Here is a 20362-nt window from a genome sequence, read left to right as displayed (position 1 = left end):
GGTGGGACGATATCCCTGTCAGCTGGAATCCATCACACCCCGAGGAGCAACGATGCTGCGCGTCCGCCCGATCCATTTCACCTCCCGTCTTGATGAATGGGAGCGGTTGCTCACCGCCCTGGGCATGGTCAAGACCGTCGACGAGCCCACCTGGCGGGAGTTCGACGCCGGCTCCGGCCGCCTCGCCCTACACTTCGTCGAGCCGGGCGCGGCTGAGGACGGCACTACATCCTTCGGCGTCGAAGTAGGCGATCTGAAGGAATTCGCCCGGCGGACCAAGGAGGCCGGCACCACCGCGGAACTCATCGACGCGGACCACGGCCCTTCCTGCCGCGTCACCGCCGCGGACGGATTCACTTTCCTCGCCGACCCGGCCACGCGCGCCGCCGACGGCAGCTGGGTGGAACCAGCGGACGCGGACCCGGGGATCGCCGTCGTCGAAGTCTGGTTCTCCGAAGACGCCGTCACGGCGGCTCAAACGCTGCGTGACATCGGCGCCCGGCCCCGCCCGGCCCCGGGCGACCCGGACGCCGTGGAATCCGAAGCATTCACGGCAAAGAACGGCGGGGTCCTTATGGTCGGTGCAGGCACCGGCGCCGGGCGTGCCGGCCTGGGCTTCGAATACGACGGTGACTTTGACGGCCTCCGCCAGCGCCTCATCGCGGCGGGACACGAGGCCGCGGTCATCGAGGAAGCCGCCGTCCCCACCCTGCATGCAGCCAACCCCGATGCGGACGGTGGGGCCGCCCACCCGCCGCTTTGGATTTCAGCGGCACCGGCCGGCGAACCACCGGAATCGGTGCCCGCCAGCTGAGCTGCGTCACGGTGTTCGGGCGGGGATGGGGTAGAACTTAACCATGAACGTTCGCACTCCTGACCCGAACCCCGGCTGGCTCTCCGACGATGATTTGTTCGAGGCGCGCGGCCGGTTGCCCATGGTCTACGTCGAGGCCGTTCCGGTCCGGCTGGACCCGTTGGGGTTCGTCAACGAGGTCGGTACCCTCCTGCAGGCCGAGGAGGACGGCACGATGGTGCGCTCCCTGGTGTCGGGCCGGGTGCTCTACCGCGAGACCATCCGCGCGGCCCTGCTGCGCCACATGGAGAAGGACCTCGGCCCGCTGGCCTTCCCACAGCTACCCATTAGTCCGGTGCCGTTCACTGTGGCGGAGTACTTCCCGTCCCCGTCCCACACTGGATTCACCGACGACCGCCAGCATGCGGTGGCGCTGGCCTACATCATCCCCGTCACCGGTGAATGCTCCCCCCGGCAGGACGCGCTGGAACTGACCTGGATGACCCCGCAGGAAGTCATGAGCTCGGACGTCCAGCTGGAATTCAGCGGCGGCCGCGGGGCCCTGATCCGCCAGGCCCTGGCTTTCGCCGGCGTCGGGAACTGACCGGAGCCCGCGTCCCAGACTTCCCCGCGCCTTTGTAGACTGTTGGGCGGACCGCAAGAGAATTTAAGGACTCCAGATGACTTACCCACCGGCCGCCCCGAACTACATTGAACAGCAGGCTGGCTCGTTGCAGAGCGGCGATCATCTGCTGTTGCCCGACGGCACCCGCTCTGCCGAAATCCAGCGTGTGGACATCGAAAACGACGACTTCGGGACGCCTGCCATGGTCCTGGCGACCCTCACCGGAGGCGGCGGTCTCCGGATTGCGGCAGCCTCCACGGTCCTGATTCTGGAGTCCGCGTCCGAAGCGGAAGAATCTGCCTCCGAGGATTCCGGCTCGCTCCTGCAGCTCGTCGAACCGTCGCTGGCTGACGGCGGCGTGGAATCCGACGCCGGCGGCACAAGCGGTCCCGGGGAGGCAGCCAGCGGAGCCGTCCCCGGCGTCGTGGTCCCTCCGCTGCCGCCCGTTCCACCGCTGGTGAGTGGCCCCAGCGACGAGGACCTCGCGCTGATCCCTGCCCCGCATGGAACGCCCGAGTCGGTCGTGGCAGCTGTGGCAGAGGCGCACCCAAGCTCGGTGAGCGTGCTGCTGCTGAGCGAACGGCTCGCCAAGGGCATCAACACGAAGTCGGGGAGTTGCCTCAAAGACCTCAGCGACCTGGCCCAGGAACTGTTCATTGTCCTCAAGGACGCCGACAACGCGCTCGCCGTTGCGGATCTGCTTAATGTGCTGCCGTTCGACGGAAACCGCGGCCGCTGGGCCTCGGTGGAGGCTTCCCTGGCCCTGTCCAGCTACATTTGCCGCCAGCTCGGCGAGACCGAACGCGCAGCCGTCTACGAGAAGTTCCTCCGCGCCCCCGATTCCATGGAGGCGGACCCGTTTAAGGCCCGGATCAACGCCAAGGTCCGCCAGCGCTCGCTGAATGAACCGAACCTTTACGACAAAGAGATCTTCCGCGCCATGGACAACTCGAATCCGGATGCGGAGCGCGAGTGGCGGCAACTGCGGCTCGAGGCGCTGCTGTTCCTGCGCGCGCACGGCGGCTCGGAAACCATTGGCGTCCCGGAGCTGGAACGCCGGATCGGCAACGAACTCGAATCCGTCCGTTCCTGAGGTGTTTTGCCCCCTACCCCCTGGTGGCCGGGCGTTGTAGATTCAGCCCATGACGAACAATCTGAGCGTTGTCATTAACTCCGACGCGCAGCAGGTTTGGACAATGCTGCGCGAACCCTCCCTGGTTGCCCAGTGGCACGGCTGGGAAGCCGATGACCAGGCGGCCGAGATCGATGAGATCTATTTCAGTCCCAAAGTCGTTGAAGGCGCCGACCACACCTCGCTCGTGGTCGACGGCGGGGATGTGTTCACCCTGAGACCGGTCCCGACCGGCACGGAGCTAAGTGTCACCCGGGCCGCAGTGGACCATCACTCCGAGTGGGCCGCCTGGGACGAGGACATCACCCAAGGCTGGCTGACCTTCATCCAACAGCTCCGGTTCGCCCTTGAACGGCACCCGCACGGCAGGCGACGGACCTTCTTCTTCTCGGTTCCCGGCACCGAGGGGTCCGCCATCGAAAGGCTCGGCCTGTCCGAGGTTCCCCCGCCCGGCGAGCCGTATTCGCTCGCCCTTGCCACGGGTGAGAAGGTTGCCGGCAAGGTCTGGTTCCGGAGCAACCACCAGGTGGGACTCACAGTCCACCACTATGCAGAACACGGCGAGGGCCTGGTCATCGTGGCGGACCAGCCGGTCATCCCCGATGTCCGGCCCAACGGCGGGTCTTTGGTCATCGTCTCCACGTACGACCTCGGGGCGCACCAACTCGGATCCGTGCGCACGTACTGGGACACCTGGCGGGCTGAGAACTACCCCACATCCGATCCGCTGCACTAAGGGTTGGCGCCTGTTAGCTGGCACACTTGAACGGTGCCAGCCAATCCTGAATCACCAGTGTCATCGCCCCTGCCAGCGCGGCAGTCCGAGTTTTCCTTCCGGGTGGGAAAACGCCTTAGTGAAAGCTGTTCACCGTCGGCGTCCCAGATCGCTGCCAACGGCGGGGAGTTCCTCGGCCGGACCGGCACCATCAGCACACCGCATGGTGAGATCCAAACCCCGGCGTTTATCGCCGTCGGCACCAAGGCCACGGTCAAGGCGGTGCTGCCGGAATCCATCGCCGGGCTCGGAGCCCAGGCCGTCCTCGCCAATGCCTACCACCTGTACCTGCAGCCCGGGGCGGACATCCTGGACGAGGCCGGCGGGCTGGGCGCGTTTATGAACTGGCCCGGCCCCACCTTCACGGATTCCGGCGGGTTCCAGGTGATGAGCCTGGGCTCGGGCTTTAAAAAGGTCATCGATATGAAGTCAGTGGACCAGTCGGGGCCGGATGACGCTGTCGCCCCGGGCAAGGAGCGGCTGGCCCACGTGGACGAGGAAGGTGTGTGGTTCAAAAGCCACCTCAACGGCGACCGGCACCGCTTCAGCCCGGAAATTTCGATGAACGTCCAGCATCAGCTCGGCGCGGACATTATGTTCGCCTTCGATGAGCTGACCACCCTGCAGAATTCCCGCGGCTACCAGGAGGAATCCCTGGAGCGCACCCGCCGCTGGGCCGAGCGCTGCATCACCGAGCATTTTCGGCTGACATCGGAGCGGACCGGCAAGCCCTATCAGGCACTGTTCGGCGTCCTCCAGGGCGCCCAGTACGAGGACCTTCGACGCAAGGCCAGCCGCGACCTCGGCGCCATGAACTTCGACGGCTTCGGCATCGGCGGGGCGCTCGAGAAGGAAAACCTGGGCACGATCGTGCGCTGGTGCAACGAGGAACTGCCGGAGAACAAGCCGCGGCACCTACTGGGCATTTCCGAGCCCGACGACATCTTCACAGCGATCGAGAATGGCGCGGACACCTTCGACTGTGTCTCCCCCACCCGGGTGGCCCGGAACTCGGCTTTCTATCACCTCACCGGGCGCTACAACCTCTCCGGCGCCAAGTACAAGCGCGACTTCGGGCCGCTACAGGAAGGCTGCGACTGCTACGCCTGCCTGAACTATTCCCGCGCCTACATCCACCACCTGTTCAAGGCCAAGGAAATGGTTTCAGCCACCTTGATCTCAATCCACAACGAGCGCTTTGTGGTGAAGATGGTCGATGACGCCCGGCTTGCCATCGAGGCAGGCACCTTCTTCGACTTCAAGGCCGAGACCCTGGGCCGTTACTACTCCTAGCCGCTGGGCGGCCCTGTCGCCGAAGTCGCCGAAAGCGTGCCATGTCGCCGGAAGGCCGCGGCGAACTCGCAGGCTTCCGGCGACGTCGTGTTTCCACATAGCGACGGCGGGGCCTCCCGGGAACTCCCCGCGGCGCCCGAAACTGGCGTCATGCCTCAACAGAAGCCGCTCACGCTTCCGCCGCGTGGAAACCTTTGGCGCACTGACCAGCTAATCGACCTGGGCTACGGCTCCCGGTCCATCAAGTCGTTGCTGGACTCGGGTTCGCTCGTTCGCCTGCGGTACGGCTGCTATGCCCGTGGCAGCGTGTGGAACGCTCTGCCGGCACCGGTCCGCAGCCGGCAGTTGATCTATGCACATGCACACGGAACACTCACCACATCAACCGGAGCCTTCGCCTATAGCCACACTTCCGCAGCTCGTCTGCACCGCCTCTATCTCTGGAACGTGGACGAGCTAATCCATGTCCTGCAGCGGGTGCGCCCGTCGGCCGAGCGCCACGGCAAGGATGTTCGGTGCCACACACGACCCTTCTCCGACACTGAGCTGACACAAGTGGGCGGTCTGCGAACAACCTCGCTGGAGCGGACAGCCGCGGATTGCGCCATGCTGCTGAGCTATCGGCAGGCGCTCATCGTTATGGATCATGCGCTGCGTCTTGGTGCGGACAGGTCTCTGCTGCAGGAGATGGCTGATTCACTGGAGGGCCGCCGCGGCATCCGCACCTTCCGCCGAGTACTCGACACGGCGGACGTTCGCTCGGAATCCCCCGGCGAAACGCTGACCCGGGAGCTGTTCCTCCGGCTGGGCATCTCGATGCCCGAACCGCAGGTTGAAGTCACGAGCCGGATCGGACGGCATCGACTGGACTTCGCCTGGAAGAAGGAAAAGGTGGCCATGGAGTTCGACGGCAAGGTCAAATACTTTGACTTTCGGCCCACCGAGGAAGTGCTTTTCGAGGAACGGCGACGCGAGAAGGCCCTGACGGAGGAAGGATGGCTTTTTCTCCGTGTCGAGTGGAAAGACCTCTTCCGCGAACAGGAATTCAAGAACCGTGTGCTCCGGGCGTTGACGGGCCGGCACCACTCGTCCTGAGCCAAGAGCCCGCCGCCCCGAGTTCGCCGGATGCCCGCGAAATCGCCGGAACGTTGCGGCGACTTGGCACGTTTCCGGCGACTTCGGCGGAAGTGGAGTGAGCGCTTACGCCCCGTAGCTTGGCTCGCGCTTCTTCACCCAGCCGATGGCGAGTGAAGTCAGCGGCACAAACGCAAACTCCACGAGGGTCTTGTAGAGGAAACCCACCAGAACGTAGTTCACGAACATCGCGCCGTCGCTGATCCCGATCACGGAGGCTGCGATGCTGCAGAAGATCAGCGTGTCCACAAACTCGCCCACCCCGGAGGATCCCATCAGCCGAGCCCAGAGTGACTTTTCCCCGGTCCGGGCCTTCATCTTCACGAGGATCCAGGAGTTGATCGTTTGGCCCGCGAAGAAGGCCAGGAGCGAGGCGAATACGATCTGCGGGACCGGCCCCAGGGCGCTCTCCAGTGCGGACTGCTTGGCAAGGCCATACTCGTCCCCGAAGCCGGGGAGGGCGATGATGATCCAGTAGCACAGGGACGCGAACACCGATAGCGCGAAGCTGGTCACGATGGCCTTGCGTGCCACCTTGAAGCCGTAGACCTCGCTGATGACGTCGCCCAAAATGTACGCGAGCGGGAAGAGGAAGAACCCGCCGTCGGTGATGATGGGCCCGATCGCCACACCCTTGGATGCGCCGATGTTGGAAAGGATCAGCACCACTGCCATAACAGCCAGCATGATGCCGAAATACGGCGATCCAATGGTGGCAAACTTTGGCGGGGCGGCAGCAGGGAAGGTCTTGGCGGCAGTCATGGGTAATCCATTCGTAGTGGTTCGCTCGGCGGTCCGGAACGGTTCTGGGCCCGGGGTGGCCGGCTGTATTAGCACTGGAGGCTCCGGTGCAGCGCGCCGGGAACCGCTTCCATTCTCGCACCTTGGCCGGGCCGGCCGCCCGCCGCGGCCCAGCCCCGGCTATGGATACCTCCGCACAGCCACGCACTCACAAATTTGAACACGCTCAAAACCTGTGCCACACTTTTTGAACACGTTCAGAAATGAGGACGACCATGGCAGCCAAGAGCGATCAGACCCGGCATCGGGTGGCGGACGTCGCATTGCGGATGTTTCGTGACATCGGCTTCGAAAAAGCCACCATGCGCGCCATTGCGGCCGAGGCCGGAGTGTCCGTCGGCAACGCCTATTACTACTTCGCGTCAAAGGATGACCTGGTCCACGAGCTCTATCTCCAGGTCCAAGGCCAGCACGCGGACAGGGCCGCGGAGGCCGTCGTCGGGTTTAACGACCTCAGCGCCAGGCTGAAGGCGACAATGCACGCGGGCCTGGACGTTATGGCGCCGTACCACCGCTTCGGCGCCGATTTCATCGCCACCGCCATCCGCCCGGCGTCGCCCGTCAACCCGTTCAACGCAGAATCCGGCAGCGCCCGGGAAGCGTCGCTGGCCATTTTCCGCGCCGCCGTAGACGGAGCACGCCCGGGGCCGCCCCGGAGGCTCCGGGCGGAACTGCCCGGGCTGCTCTGGCTGGGGTACATGGGGGTCACCCTCTTCTGGGTGTACGACACCTCGGAGGGGCAACGCCGGACCCGGAAACTTGTTGACGGCGCCGCCCCCCTGATCGCCCGCGGGCTCTCGCTCACGAGAATTCCAGGCGTCGGCAGGATCCTGGACGACGCCATGGACTTAGGCCGCACGGTCCGGGGCTAACACCGGGCATCAACTCACAATTATGGGGGAACTATGGGCAGAAGCATTGTGGTCGTGGCCGGCGCCTCTGGATTCATCGGGCGCTATTTCCGCCGCCGGTTCGGGCAGGACGGCTGGGACGTCCGGACCATCGGCCGGTCCCCCGCTGATACGGCTCGCTGGGGTGACGACAGCGCTATCACCGCCGCACTCGACGGCGCCGAACTCCTCGTGAACCTCGCGGGCCGTTCGGTGAGCTGCCGCTACACCGGGCGGAACAGGGCCCAAATCCTGAACTCCCGGGTGTCTACCACCGCGGCATTGGGCCGCGCCCTTGCACGTTGCAGCACTCCCCCCGTCGCCTAGCTGAACGCCAGCACGGCAACAATCTACCGGCACGCGGAGGACCGGCCCCAAACTGAGGACGACGGCGAGCTCGGCACCGGGTTCTCCGTCGACGTCGCCCGCGCCTGGGAAGCGGCCCTCAACCAGGCGCCGACGCCGCAGACCCGGAAGGTGGCGCTGCGGATTGCCATCGTGCTGGGGCCCGGCGGCGGGGTGATGCGGCCCTTTGCGACCCTCGCGCGGCTGGGCCTGGGCGGAGCCATGGGCCCAGGGACGCAGAAATTCAGCTGGATCCAGGTGGAGGACCTCTACCGTGCAGTGCGCTTCCTGAGCCGGCGCACCGACCTTGCCGGCCCGGTTAACATCGCGGCGCCGGACGTGGTGACCAACCGCGACCTGATGCGGGCGGTCCGCCGCACCCTCGGAGCGCCGTGGGGCATGCCCACTCCAGCATGGCTCCTCAAGCTCGGAGCCGTGCTGATCAGAACGGAGGCCGAACTGGTGCTCAAGAGCCGTTGGGTGGCACCCCGGAAACTGCTCGACGCCGGGTTCGTCTTCCTGGAGCCTGCGCTGGAACCGGCGCTGGAGCGGATCTGCGGACCCCGTCGGCCCCCTGGCGCCGCGGATTGAGTTAACGGCGACGGCGGGCCGCCGGCTTCCGGAACCGAAATCCCGCAGCCGGCAACCCGCCGTCGTCCGCGCCGAGTCCGCGCCGAGTCCGCGCGGCGTCCGCCGTCGTCCGCCGTCGTCCGCGCCGAGTCCGCGCGGCGTCCGCCGTCGTCCACACCCTACCGGCGCGTGGCGTCGATGAGGTCCTTGCCTTCGCCGTCGCGGTCCGCTGCGGACTCCCAGGCGTGGCCCTGCTCGTGATCCAGGTGCGTGGACTTCTTATTCTTGAGCGCGAAGATGTAGACCAGCAGCGAGATGGCGATGGCCACTGTGACGTAGGTGAAGAACAGGTCCACCTGGCCGACCTTCTGCAGGGCGGCCCCGATCAGCGGGACCGTGCCGCCGAAGAGCGAGTTCGCGATCGCGTAGCCCAGTCCGACGCCGAGGGCGCGGATGGACGCGGGGAACAGCTCGGCCTTGACCAGGGCGTTGATCGAGGTGTAGCCGCCGACAATAAGCAGGCCGCCCATCATCAGCAGGAACGCGGTGAACGGATCCTTGGTGCCGGCCAGGGTGGAAAGCAGCGGCCAGGTGAACACCACACCGGTGATGCCGAACCAGAGCAGCAGCGGCTTACGCCCGACCTTGTCCGAGATGATGCCGTAGACGGGCTGGAGCAGCATAAAGATGAACAGCGCCCAGAAGTTGATCACCGAGGTCTCGGTCTTGGCGATGCCGGAGGTGTCATTCATGAACTTCAGGATGAAGTTGGTGTACGTGTAGAACGCCACCGTGCCGCCGAGGGTAATGCCGATGCAGATCAGCAGCGGCTTCCAGTAGCTGGTGAACAACAGTCTCATGGTGCCCGGCTGCGCCTGCCCGGCGACGGCGGGGGCCTTGGCGGCCTCGAGCTGTTCGGCCGAGACGGTTTCCTCCATCGAACGGCGCAGCCACAGGACTACAAGCGCGGCGACGCCGCCAATCGCGAAGGGGATCCGCCAGCCCCACTCGCCTAGATCGGCCTTGGGGATAGAGTTCTGCAGGATGACCAGAACCAGCAGGGCCAGCATCTGGCCGCCGATCAGGGTGACGTACTGGAAGCTGGAGAAGAATCCGCGGCGCTTGGTGGTGGCAGCCTCGGACATGTAGGTGGCGCTGGTGCCGTACTCGCCGCCCACCGAGAAGCCTTGGATCACGCGGATGAGGACCAGCAGGATCAAGGCCCACAGGCCGATCTGCTGCTGCGTGGGCAGGATGGCGATGGCAAAGGACCCCGCGGACATCATGGTCACACTCAGGGTCAGCGCGGCCTTGCGTCCCTTGCGGTCCGCGTAGCGGCCGAAGAACCAGGCGCCGACCGGCCGCATCAGGAACGACGTCGAGAAGACGGCCATCGCTTCGAGGCCGGCCTGGAGGTCGTCGGTGGGATTGAAGAAGTGCGACTGGAAATATGCCGCGAACACTGTATAGACGTAGAGGTCGTACCACTCCACGAGGTTGCCGGCAGATCCTTTGAGAATATTGCTGACGGCTTTTCTGGTCTGCGCCGCTTCGGACAGCTGGGTGCTCATCGATGAACCTTCCTGGATCCGGCGCCGCAAGAAAGCAACACCGTCCGCCACCCTAGTCCCGGTGATCCGGGCCACTCGGGTTGTGTTCATATTGGTCATACGCACAATGCGTCCGGATTTCCCGGGGTGGCAGGATAGATCCATGACTCCTTACGCCGTGGACAAGCTGACCTCCGACGCGGGCCCCTACCCCGCCGTCGCCCTGACCATCGCCGGCTCCGAGGCGACCGGCGGCGCCGGCGCACAGGCGGACCTGAAGACCTTCCAAGAACTCGGCGTCTTTGGTATCGCCAACCTGACCTGCATCGTGTCCTTTGATCCGAAGGACAACTGGAACCACCGCTTTGTCGCTATCGACCAGCAGGTCATCGCCGACCAGCTGGAGGCAACGACGGCGGCGTACGGCGCCGCGTCCGGTGCGCCGTCCGCGCTGGATACGGTGAAGATCGGCATGCTTGGCAGCCCGGCGACGATTTCCACGGTGGCCTCGGCGCTGGCCGCGGGACAGTTCCGCCACGTGGTGCTGGACCCGGTGCTGATCTGCAAGGGCCAGGAGCCGGGCCATGCACTGGACACCGACCAGGCGCTCAAGGCGCAGATCCTGCCGCTGGCCACCTTCGTTACGCCGAACCACTTCGAGGCCGAGTCACTCTCCGGGCTGGAGATCACCGACGTCGAATCCCTCAAGGCCGCGGCTGTGCGCATCCATGAACTCAGCGGTGCGGCGGTGCTGGCGAAAGGCGGTGTGCGCCTGGCCGGCCCGGACGCCGTCGACGTCTACTACGACGGCGAAACGCTCGAGGTCCTCTCCGCCCCGAAGGTCGGCGAGGTGGCCGTCTCCGGCGCCGGCTGCTCGCTGGCTGCCGCGGTGACGGCCGAGCTGGCCAAGGGCGCGGCGCCGCTGGAGGCAGCCCGGACCGCGAAGGAATTTGTCACGGCGGGGATCCGGAACCGCGTTCCCTCCGGTGCGCCGTTCGACGCCGTGTGGCAGGGCGGCCCGCGCTAGCCCCTCCCGCGCCCGCGCTAGCCCCTCCCGCGCCCGAGTTCGCCGGAATCGCCCCGGTTGAGCACCACTTTGGACATCGCCGTCGCGAACCCGAGGATCTGGGCACCTTTGATCTTCGGCGGCAGCGAGAGCGCTTTGGGGTCGGTGATGAGTTCCACCAGGGAGGGTCCCGGATGGGCAAAGGCTTCCCGGTAGGCGGCCTCAATCCGGGACGGATCCGTGACGCGGACGGCATGGAAGCCCAGGGCCCGGGCCACGGCCGCATAGTTGGCATCGGGCACATCGACGCCAAAGTCCGGCAGCCCGTCCACCAGCATCTCCAGCTTGACCATGCCCAGGGTGGAATTATTGAACACCACCACATTGACCGGGAGCCGGTGCGCGGCCACTGTGATCAGCTCCCCCAACAGCATCGACAGGCCGCCGTCGCCCGAGACCGAGACCACTTGGCGCCCGGGGTAGGCCAGTTGGGCGCCGATCGCCTGCGGCAGCGCGTTCGCCATGGAGCCGTGCAAATACGAGCCGATCAGCCGCCGGGTACCCAATGGGTTGATGTAGCGGGCGGTCCAGACGTTGCACATACCCGTGTCCGCGGTGAAAATCGCGTCCTTGGCGGCGAGCTGGTCCAGCAGCGACGCGGCATACTCGGGATGGATCGGCTCGGTTTTCTCCACTTTCCGGGTGTAGGCGCCGACGGCTTTGTTCATCAGCCGGTCGTGCTTCTTCAGCATCGCGTCGAGGAACCGGCGGCTCTTCTTTGCTGCCAGCAACGGCATCAGCGCGGTCAACGTGGGCAACACGTCGCCATGGACCGCGACGTCGACGTCGGTGCGCCGGCCCAGGTTTTGCCCGGCCCGGTCCACCTGGGCCGTCCGGGTCGCGGGCAGGAACTGGTCGTACGGGAAATCGGTCCCCAGCAGGATCAGCAGGTCCGCGTCCTCAATCCCCTCGGCCGCCGCGCCATAGCCCAACAGCCCCGTCATACCGATGTCGTAGGGATTGTCGTACTGCATAAAATCTTTGCCGCGCAGCGAATGGCCGATCGGCGCCTTGAGGAGTTCGGCGAGTCCAATGACCTGATCATGGGCGCCCTGGACGCCTGCACCGGCAAAGATGGCGACCTTGTCCGCGGCGTTGATGGCGTCGGCAAGTTCCTGCACGCTGGCGGGGTCCGGGACCAGCGTGGCCGGCAGGAAAGCTGCCGGCGCCGGGGTTTCTGCGGTCGCGTCCAGTCCAGCGATGTCGCCGGGCAGGGTCACGACGGCGACGCCCCGAAGCGCGACGGCATGCTGGATGGCGCTGTGCATCACCCTCGGGGCCTGGCCGGCGGTGCTGATCAGCTCGGAGTACACCGAGCACTCGTTAAAGAGCCGGTCCGGGTGCGTTTCCTGGAAGAAGCTGCTGCCGATTTGTTTGCTGGGAATGTGCGAGGCGATCGCCAGCACCGGCGCGCCGGAACGGTTGGCGTCATAGAGGCCGTTGATCAGGTGCAGGTTTCCCGGCCCGCAGGAGCCGGCGCAGACCGCCAGACGGCCGGTCAGCTGGGCTTCGGCCGAGGCCGCGAACGCGGCTGCTTCTTCGTGCCGGACATGGATCCAGTCGATCCCGCCCTTCGCGGCACCGCCGGTTTTGCGGACGGCGTCGACAATCGGATTGAGGCTGTCGCCGACAATTCCGTAGATACGCTGCACGCCGGCGGCTTGCAGTTGTTCGATGAGCTGGCTGGCAAGTTCCTTGGCCATGGCTGGGCACTCCCGCGGTCGGATCCGTTAGCTGACACGGCCAATATAGTCGCCCCGGCCGCGTGCCGCGCCAGACGGGCCCCGGCCGGTCCTGGCAGTGCCCAGCTAGTTCCCCGCGTGCGCCTGCAGGAATGAGTAGACCTCGGTCTCGTCCACGCCGGGGAAGGCGCCCGGCGGCATCGCTGCAAGCAGGTGCGAGTGGGCCCGTGCGGAGGGCCAGGCATTGCCGGCCCACTCCGAGGTCAGCGCGGCCGGCGGACGCTTGCAGCAACTCTCATCCGGGCAGGTCGACGTGGACCGCTCGGTGGTTTCCCGGCCGCGGAACCACTTCACCTGCGCATACGGGACACCCACGGAGAGCGAGAACTCCCCGTTCGCGGAGCGCTCCGTGCGCGCCGTGCACCAGTAGGTCCCGGCCGGGGTGTCGGTGTACTGGTTGTAGGCACTGAACTTGTCCGGCACATCGAAAACCACCCGGGAGGTCCAGTTCTTGCAGGACGGCTGGCCCTCGATGGCGCCGGTGTGGTCCTGCGGGAACGTCACTCCGTCGTTCTCGTAAGCCTTGTAGATAATGCCGCTTTTGTGCGTCTTCTGGAAGTGCGTCCGCAGGTCCAGGTGCTCGGTGGCGAGGTTGGTAAAGCGGTGCGCCGCGGTCTCATACGACACGGCGAAGGCGTCCCGAATGTCCTCCACCGAGATCTCCTTGGCCTGCTTGGCCTTTTGCAGGAACTCCACGGTGGCCTGCTCCGGCAGCAGCAGCGCAGCAGCAAAGTAGTTGGTGGCCACCCGCTGCATCAGGAAGTCGCCGTAGTTCGTGGGGGTCTGGTGCCCCAGGACATAGTGGCCCAGTGCCTGCAGCAGCACCGAGCGCGGATCATGGTCGCTGCGCGCGTTCTGGGTGAGGTAGATCCGGCGGTTCTTGAGGTCGGTCACCGAACGAGTGGAGTGCGGGAGGTCGCCCACGTGGTGCAGGCTGAACCCGAGATGCCCGGCAATGTCTGCGATGACGTGGTGGGAGAGCGGGCCGCTGGTGTGGCCGACGGAGGCGAGGACCTTTTGCGCTTCCGCCTCGTACTCCGGGAAATAATTGTTCCGCTCGCGCATCATGGCGCGCAGCTTCCCGTTCGCGCGGCGGGCCTCCTCCGGCGTCGCCACCTGCTCGTTGAGCCGCCGTTCCAGCTCGTGTTGGAGCCCCACCATGGACTCCAGCACATCCATGGGCAGCCGGGAGCTGATCCGGATCGTCGGCAGCTTCAGCGACTCATAGATGGGGCTGCGCTGGTAGCGCTCCAGCTCAATCTCCAGGGCCGCGCGACGGTTGGGCGGTTCCGCACCGAGCAACTCGTCGATGCTGACACCAAGGGCCCCCGCCAGCTGCTGGAGCAGACCGAGCTTGGGTTCGCGCTTTCCGTTCTCGATCAGGCTCAGCTGGCTGGGGGCCGTTCCCACCGTGGCGCTCAGGTCATCAAGAGTGAGTCCGGCGGCCTTGCGGAGGTGCCGGACCCGGCGGCCCATGCTGATGACGTCGACTTCAGGGACGGCGGGGGCGGTCGCTGCGGATGCGGGACGGTTCCAACTGGCGGGGTGCATTTCTTAAGAATACGCGAAGAAGTTCATTTCTTTCCATGGTTTTGGTCTAGAAAGATGCGTGGAAGTGCAGAAAAGTGGATCTTACGGAAAAGTTACACCGCTCCGGATCAGCCCGGGGCTCTGCGAAGAAGCAGCGCACCCGGTCCCGGACCCACCAAGGAGACAAAGATGACTGCAGCATTTGAGCCCACCCAGCAGACGCCCGCTGAGCAAGCCGCGGCCCTGGAGCTCGAGTGGGCCGCCAACCCGCGCTGGGAAGGTGTCACCCGGGACTACAAGGCCTCCGACGTCGTCCGGCTGCGCGGCCGTGTCTCCGAGGAACACACACTGGCACGCCGCGGCTCGGAGAAGCTGTGGAAGCAGCTCACCGCCGAGCACAAGGAAGGCAAGTACACCAACGCCTTGGGTGCACTGACCGGCAACCAGGCAGTGCAGCAAGTCAAGGCCGGCCTGCGTGCCATCTACCTTTCCGGCTGGCAGGTTGCGGCCGACGCCAACAACTCCGGCCACACCTACCCGGACCAGTCCCTCTACCCGGCCAACTCGGTGCCCACTGTGGTCCGGCGTATTAACAATGCCCTGCTCCGCGCCGACCAGATCGAGTTCTCCGAAGGCATCCAGACCGTTGAGGACTGGATGGTCCCGATCATCGCCGACGCCGAGGCAGGCTTCGGCGGGCCGCTGAACGCCTACGAACTGATGAAGTCCATGATCCAGGCCGGCGCCTCGGGAGTGCACTGGGAAGACCAGCTCGCTTCGGAGAAGAAGTGCGGCCACCTCGGCGGCAAGGTCCTGATCCCCAGCCAGCAGCACGTCCGCACACTGAACGCCGCCCGCCTGGCAGCCGACGTCGCGGGCACCCCTTCCGTCATCATCGCCCGCACCGACGCCGAGGCAGCCACCCTGATCACTTCCGACGTCGACGACCGGGACAAGGAATTTGTCACCGGCGAGCGCACCGCGGAAGGCTTCTACAAGGTCCGCAACGGGATCGAACCCTGCATCGCCCGCGCCAAGGCCTACGCCCCGTATTCCGACCTCATCTGGATGGAAACGGGCACCCCGGACCTGGAGCTGGCACGTAAGTTCGCCGAATCCGTCAAGGCAGACTTCCCGGACCAGATGCTCTCCTACAACTGCTCGCCGTCGTTCAACTGGAAGAAGCACCTCGACGACGCCACGATCGCCAAGTTCCAGCGCGAACTCGGCGCCATGGGCTTCACCTTCCAGTTCATCACTCTGGCCGGCTTCCACGCCCTGAACTACTCGATGTTTGATCTCGCCCACGGCTACGCCCGGGAAGGCATGAGCGCCTACGTCGAGCTGCAGGAGAAGGAATTCGCCTCCGAATCCCGCGGCTACACCGCGACCAAACACCAGCGCGAAGTTGGCACCGGCTACTTCGACGACATCGCAACCGCGCTCAACCCGAACGCATCCACCTTGGCCCTGGTGGGATCCACCGAAGAAGGCCAGTTCCACTAGACACCCGACGGCGGTGCCTCCGTCCGGCCTTCGGTCCGGCATTGCTCTGCCTGCTATTCCCCATTGCCGCCGCTGCTTCGTTTCCACATCGCGGGGCGGCAATGGGGCCCCTTTTACGCAGGCTGCCGCAACACCGGCACCTTCGGCCTGGTACGCACGTCGCCAGCCGCCCTCGAACTTGCTTCTTCTCTAGGGAGAGATTGAAATGAACAGTTTCACTGACAACTTCACCATCAACGGAATCACGTTGACGGCCCAGCCCATCTGCCGGCAGAGCGAGGTCCTGACGCCGGACGCGCTGGCCTTTGTTGGCAAGCTGCACAAGGCCACTGCGGAACGTCGGCTGGAGCTGCTGCAGGCCCGCCGTGACCGCCGCCAGCAGATCGGCAAGGGCCAGGACCCGCGGTTCCTGAGCGAGACCGAGTCCGTGCGCAACGATCCGACCTGGCGCGTCGCCCCGCCCGCCCCCGGCCTGACGGACCGTCGAGTCGAGATCACCGGCCCGGTGGACAAAAAGATGACCATCAACGCGCTGAACTCCGGTGCGAAGGTGTGGCTCGCGGACATGGAGGACTCCTCCACCCCGTCGTGGCGCAACGTCATCCAGGGCCAGCTCAACCTCATCGACGCCTTGGAGCGCCGGATCGACTTCACCTCAACCGAGGGCAAGGAATACAAACTCCACCCCGCCGCGGACCTGCCGACGATCGTGGTCCGTCCCCGCGGCTGGCACCTGCCGGAAAAGCACATGCTCATTGACGGCACCCCGATCGCCGGCGGCATCGTGGACTTCGGCCTGTACTTTTACCACAACGCCCGCCGCCTGATCTCGCAGGGCAAGGGTCCGTACTTCTACCTGCCGAAGATCGAGAACCACCTCGAAGCCCGCCTGTGGAACGACATCTTTATCCTCGCCCAGGACCTGCTCGGCATCCCGCAGGGCACCATCCGCGCCACCGTGCTGATCGAAACCATCACCGCCGCGTTCGAAATGGAGGAAATCCTCTACGAGCTCAAGGACCACGCCGCGGGTCTGAACGCCGGCCGCTGGGACTACATCTTCTCCCTGATCAAGAACTTCCGCACCCGCGGCCCGCGTTTTGTCCTGCCGGACCGCAGCCAGGTGACCATGACGCAGCCGTTTATGCGTGCCTATACCGAACAGCTGGTCCGGGCCTGCCACAAACGCGGTGCCATGGCGATCGGCGGAATGGCGGCGGCTGTCCCCAACCGCAAGGACGCCGAGGCCAACGCGATCGCCATCGAGAAGGTCCGTGCCGACAAGACCCGCGAGGCCGGCGACGGCTTCGACGGCTCCTGGGTGGCGCACCCGGACCTGGTTCCGGTCTGCCGTGAAGTGTTCGACGGCGTCCTGGGCGAACGCCCGAACCAGCTGGACCGGCTCCGCGAGGACGTCACCCCGGACGACCGCGCACTGCTCGACATCGCCGCCACCACCGGCACCATCACCGAGCAGGGCATCCGGAACAACATCGAAGTTGGCATCCGCTACATCGAGTCCTGGCTTCGCGGCAACGGCGCCGTCGCCATCCACAACCTGATGGAGGACGCCGCCACCGCGGAGATTTCCCGCTCGCAGCTGTGGCAGTGGATCTTCTCCCGTGCCATCACGGACCAGGGCGAGGTCATCTCCCGCGAATGGGTGGAGGACATGCTGGAGGAGGAGTTCACCAAGCTGGAACGCTTCGAGGGCGACCGCTTTGCCGACGCCCGGGACATCTTCGAGGAAGTCACGCTCACCCCGTCGTTCCCGGCATTCCTGACCCTGCCGGCCTACGACCGGTTCCTGCATGAAGCGCGCGACGGTGAGCTCCCGGTCGAGGACCCCGCACTCGCCCCCGCCTGAGGTCCGGACCGGACCCCCGGAAGGTAAAGATTTCCGTCTGCTGGGCTGCCACGCCCTTCGCAACAGGCACCCCCGAGATCCGGGGCGGCGGCCCAGCGACGGAAGACCCCCGCAGCAACTCGACGACGGCGTCGGGAAGTAACAGCCAGGGCCCATGTTCCCCAGGGAATATGGGCCCTGGCTGTCCCTCCGCGGAAGCGGTGCGCCCGGTTCAGTGTGCTTTCGGGACGTGACGGAGCGAAAAAGCGGTGCCCAGGATGAACATCGCCACGGAGCCGAGCACCATCAGCAGTGGCCCGGTCCAGGACCCCGAGACGCCGTTTACATAGCCCAGGAGGGTCGGCGCCAGCGCGCCAAAGGAATAGCCGACCCCCTGCACCACGGCGGACATCCGGCCGGCCGAGGCCTGATCCCGGGCCAGCCGGATGATGGCAATAAAAACCAGGGTGATGCCGCCGCCCTGGGCGATGCCCCCGAACGAGGACCACAACCACCACAGCCCGGGCGAGAGCAGCAGGCCCGCCGGGACGGTCAGCCACAACAATCCCAAAGTGAGTCCGACCGCCGTCGTACTGGCGAAACGGGCCGCCAGCGGAACCCCCAGACCGCCGACGATGGCGAGAATCTGGAACAGTGAGGACCCGGCGCCGGCCCCATCGGCCGTCATGCCCAGCTCGTCGGCGAGGATACTGGGCAGCCACGCGGTCACACCATAGTAAGAGAACGCCTGCCCGGCGAATCCCACGGTCAGTCCGACCGTAATCCAGCGCGACGCGCGCTTGATCCCGGCGCGTCCCGCGTCCGGCATTGGGACGGGTTCAGGGCGGAATGCCCGGTTGCCGAAAGCGAACAGCCAGGCCAGCACGGCCGCGACGGCGAAGAGCCCGCAGGCGCCAAGGGCCAGCCGCCACCCAAGCATCCCGGCCAGCGGCGCCATCACCATGGCGGTGACAAAGGAGCCAATGTTAAGGGCCGCGGTGTAGATGCCCATCGCGGTGGCCTGCCGGGCAGGTGCAAAGTCCCGCCGGATGATCAGCGGCACGGCGATGTTGCCGATCGTGATGGCGATCCCGAGGATCGCGGTGCCCAGCATAACCGTGGCGCCGCTGCCGGCGGAACGGACAATGATGCCCAGCAGCACCCCCAGGAGGGTGAGACTGATGGCGGCTTCGGCGCCGAGTTTGCGCCCGGTCAGCGAGGCGAGCGGGGAGGCGAGGGCGAAGCACAGCACCGGGATGCCCGTCAGGAGGCCCAGTTCCACCGGAGAGAAGCCGAGTTCCTGCTGCATCAGGCCGACCACCGGCGCCACGGCCACGAACGGGCCGCGCATGTTCAGGGCGATGAGCCCGATTGCGGCCAGCAGGATCCAGCTGCGCGGCACCTTGGCGAGGACGTTGGCGCTCATGGCTGCCGCAGCCCGGCCGGCGGGCGGAAATATGCTTTCATCAATCCCATTGCTATCACGGGCCACGGCCGGGCAGGCGTTTATGACAGGTCCCCGAACCCGAGTGTTAGCCTGCCGCCTGCAGGGTCGCCTCGATCGCTGCCGGCGAGAGGACGTACTGCGTGACCATCTGGCTGGCGCCCAGGATGGCGGCCTGGTCCCCGGCCATGGACAGGCCGATCCGCAGGTGGGTGGTGGCCAGCGGCAGCGAACGCCGGTAGACCACCTCCCGGACCCCCGCCATCAGGTGTTCGCCGGCCTGGCCCAGGCTTCCGCCGATCACGATGACGGAAGGATTAAGCAGGTTCACCACGGTGGCCAGGACGTCGCCGAGGTCCCGGCCGGCTTGGCGCAGCGCCTGGATCGCCTGCAGGTTTCCGCCGGCCACAAGCCGCAGCACGTCGCCGCCGTTTTCCGCCTGCAGGCCTTGGAGCGCCAGGCCGTGCGCGATGGCGGGGCCGGAGGCGAGCGCCTCAAGGCAACCGTAGTTGCCGCAGCGGCAGAGCACCTCGTCGCCGCGGGGCACCCGGACGTGGCCGAGGTCTCCGGCCGTGCCGTCGGCGCCGCGCTGGAGTTGGCCGCTGCTGATGATGCCGGCGCCAATGCCGGTGGCCACCTTGATAAAGAGGAAGTTCTCGTGTTCCGGCCAGTAGCCGGTCCGCTCCCCTAACGCCATGATGTTAACGTCGTTATCCACCAGCACGGGGACCGGCAGCGAGCGCCGGACGTGCCGGACGACGTCGAACCCGTCCCAGCCGGGCATAATGGGCGGCTTCACCGGCATTCCGGTGCCGTGCTCCACGGGGCCGGGCAGTCCGATGCCGACGCCTGCGAGGTCGTCCCTGCCGCGGCCGGCCTGGCCCAGCAGCTTGGTCCCTTCGGCGACGAGACGGTCCAGCACAACATCCGGGCCGTCGGCGACATCCTGGGTCAGCCGACGCTCCGCCAGTACGGTGCCACCCAGGTCCGTAACGGCGATGATCATATGCGTGGCTCCGACGTCGACCGCCAGCACAACGCGGGCGGCCGGGTTGAAGGCAAAGCGCGACGGCGGCCTGCCGCCACTGGAGCTGGCCTCGCCGGCGGGCCCCACCAGTCCGGAATGCATCAGCGCGTCGATGCGGGATGCGACAGTGGAGCGGGCCAGGCCGGTGGTGAGCGCCAGTTCGGCGCGGGTGCGGGCCTTGCCGTCGCGCAACAACTGAAACAGGTCACCGGCTCGGGAAAGGCTGCCGGCGGCCTCGGGCGCGGCGGGTTCGGCGCCGGTGGTCGTACTCATGAGTAAGTGATAGCACGAAG

Annotated in this window: 16 protein-coding genes and 1 pseudogene; 11 read left to right on the top strand and 6 right to left on the bottom strand. The window is 66.2% G+C overall.

All coding sequences use genetic code 11. The features are described from left to right. The first annotated feature begins 52 nt into the window (after positions 1-52). From QMG72_RS09995 to QMG72_RS09970, 6 genes are all read left to right on the top strand, one after another. Positions 53-814 (top strand): VOC family protein, encoded by a 762-nt coding sequence (locus QMG72_RS09995; RefSeq protein WP_283480382.1) that lies wholly within the window; start codon positions 53-55, stop codon positions 812-814. A 43-nt stretch (positions 815-857) separates the two neighbouring features. Further along, a complete protein-coding gene (locus QMG72_RS09990; protein ID WP_226773202.1) occupies positions 858-1397 on the top strand; it encodes an NUDIX hydrolase family protein in 540 nt (179 codons plus the stop codon). A 76-nt stretch (positions 1398-1473) separates the two neighbouring features. Continuing rightward, complete coding sequence (locus QMG72_RS09985; protein ID WP_283480380.1) at positions 1474-2511, top strand: DUF6707 family protein; 1038 nt, start codon at positions 1474-1476, stop codon at positions 2509-2511. Between the two features lie 49 nt (positions 2512-2560). Then, the gene (locus QMG72_RS09980; RefSeq protein ID WP_283480379.1) at positions 2561-3286 is read left to right on the top strand and encodes an SRPBCC family protein; all 726 of its coding nucleotides are present in this window, start codon (positions 2561-2563) and stop codon (positions 3284-3286) included. 33 nt (positions 3287-3319) lie between these two features. Further along, positions 3320-4618, top strand: coding sequence for a tRNA guanosine(34) transglycosylase Tgt (tgt, locus tag QMG72_RS09975; RefSeq protein WP_283480378.1), 1299 nt, complete (start codon positions 3320-3322; stop codon positions 4616-4618). 150 nt (positions 4619-4768) lie between these two features. Continuing rightward, complete coding sequence (locus QMG72_RS09970; protein ID WP_226773198.1) at positions 4769-5713, top strand: type IV toxin-antitoxin system AbiEi family antitoxin domain-containing protein; 945 nt, start codon at positions 4769-4771, stop codon at positions 5711-5713. A gap of 105 nt (positions 5714-5818) precedes the next feature. Here the strand turns inward: QMG72_RS09970 and QMG72_RS09965 are convergent, their stop codons facing one another. After that, positions 5819-6514 (bottom strand): queuosine precursor transporter, encoded by a 696-nt coding sequence (locus QMG72_RS09965; protein WP_282360502.1) that lies wholly within the window; start codon positions 6512-6514, stop codon positions 5819-5821. Between the two features lie 254 nt (positions 6515-6768). Here QMG72_RS09965 and QMG72_RS09960 point away from each other — a divergent pair, with 254 nt between their 5' ends. Together QMG72_RS09960 and QMG72_RS09955 are read left to right on the top strand one after the other, a co-directional pair. Further along, positions 6769-7425, top strand: coding sequence for a TetR/AcrR family transcriptional regulator (locus QMG72_RS09960; RefSeq protein WP_283480376.1), 657 nt, complete (start codon positions 6769-6771; stop codon positions 7423-7425). 33 nt (positions 7426-7458) lie between these two features. Beyond that, positions 7459-8379 (top strand): annotated as a pseudogene (locus tag QMG72_RS09955) (TIGR01777 family oxidoreductase). Between the two features lie 158 nt (positions 8380-8537). Here QMG72_RS09955 and QMG72_RS09950 read toward each other — a convergent pair. After that, positions 8538-9929 carry an MFS transporter gene (locus QMG72_RS09950; RefSeq protein WP_226773194.1) on the bottom strand — a complete coding sequence of 464 codons (1392 nt, stop codon included), beginning with the start codon at positions 9927-9929 and terminating at the stop codon, positions 8538-8540. A gap of 142 nt (positions 9930-10071) precedes the next feature. Here QMG72_RS09950 and QMG72_RS09945 point away from each other — a divergent pair, with 142 nt between their 5' ends. Beyond that, positions 10072-10935 carry a hydroxymethylpyrimidine/phosphomethylpyrimidine kinase gene (locus tag QMG72_RS09945; RefSeq protein ID WP_226773193.1) on the top strand — a complete coding sequence of 288 codons (864 nt, stop codon included), beginning with the start codon at positions 10072-10074 and terminating at the stop codon, positions 10933-10935. Between the two features lie 17 nt (positions 10936-10952). On the opposite strand, the gene QMG72_RS09940 is transcribed toward QMG72_RS09945, so the two are convergent. Both QMG72_RS09940 and QMG72_RS09935 read right to left on the bottom strand, forming a co-directional pair. Next, positions 10953-12677 (bottom strand): pyruvate dehydrogenase, encoded by a 1725-nt coding sequence (locus QMG72_RS09940; RefSeq protein WP_283480375.1) that lies wholly within the window; start codon positions 12675-12677, stop codon positions 10953-10955. Positions 12678-12782: 105 nt separating this feature from the next. Further along, entirely contained in the window at positions 12783-14267 is a 1485-nt protein-coding gene (locus tag QMG72_RS09935) for a helix-turn-helix transcriptional regulator (RefSeq protein ID WP_226775029.1), read from the bottom strand. Between the two features lie 168 nt (positions 14268-14435). Between QMG72_RS09935 and aceA the strand changes: the two genes are divergently transcribed. Then, positions 14436-15752 carry an isocitrate lyase gene (gene aceA, locus QMG72_RS09930; protein WP_226775028.1) on the top strand — a complete coding sequence of 439 codons (1317 nt, stop codon included), beginning with the start codon at positions 14436-14438 and terminating at the stop codon, positions 15750-15752. Between the two features lie 205 nt (positions 15753-15957). Continuing rightward, positions 15958-17619, top strand: coding sequence for a malate synthase A (aceB, locus tag QMG72_RS09925; RefSeq protein WP_283480373.1), 1662 nt, complete (start codon positions 15958-15960; stop codon positions 17617-17619). 211 nt (positions 17620-17830) lie between these two features. Here the strand turns inward: aceB and QMG72_RS09920 are convergent, their stop codons facing one another. Both QMG72_RS09920 and QMG72_RS09915 read right to left on the bottom strand, forming a co-directional pair. Next, complete coding sequence (locus QMG72_RS09920; RefSeq protein ID WP_226775026.1) at positions 17831-19024, bottom strand: MFS transporter; 1194 nt, start codon at positions 19022-19024, stop codon at positions 17831-17833. 106 nt (positions 19025-19130) lie between these two features. After that, positions 19131-20342 (bottom strand): ROK family transcriptional regulator, encoded by a 1212-nt coding sequence (locus QMG72_RS09915; protein WP_226775025.1) that lies wholly within the window; start codon positions 20340-20342, stop codon positions 19131-19133. Between the last annotated feature and the right edge of the window lie 20 nt (positions 20343-20362).

Source organism: Pseudarthrobacter sp. PH31-O2, from assembly GCF_030063265.1.
Classification (GTDB): domain Bacteria; phylum Actinomycetota; class Actinomycetes; order Actinomycetales; family Micrococcaceae; genus Arthrobacter.
Note: the sequence above shows the minus strand (reverse complement) of the source record. Positions and strands in the feature narration are given on the sequence as shown.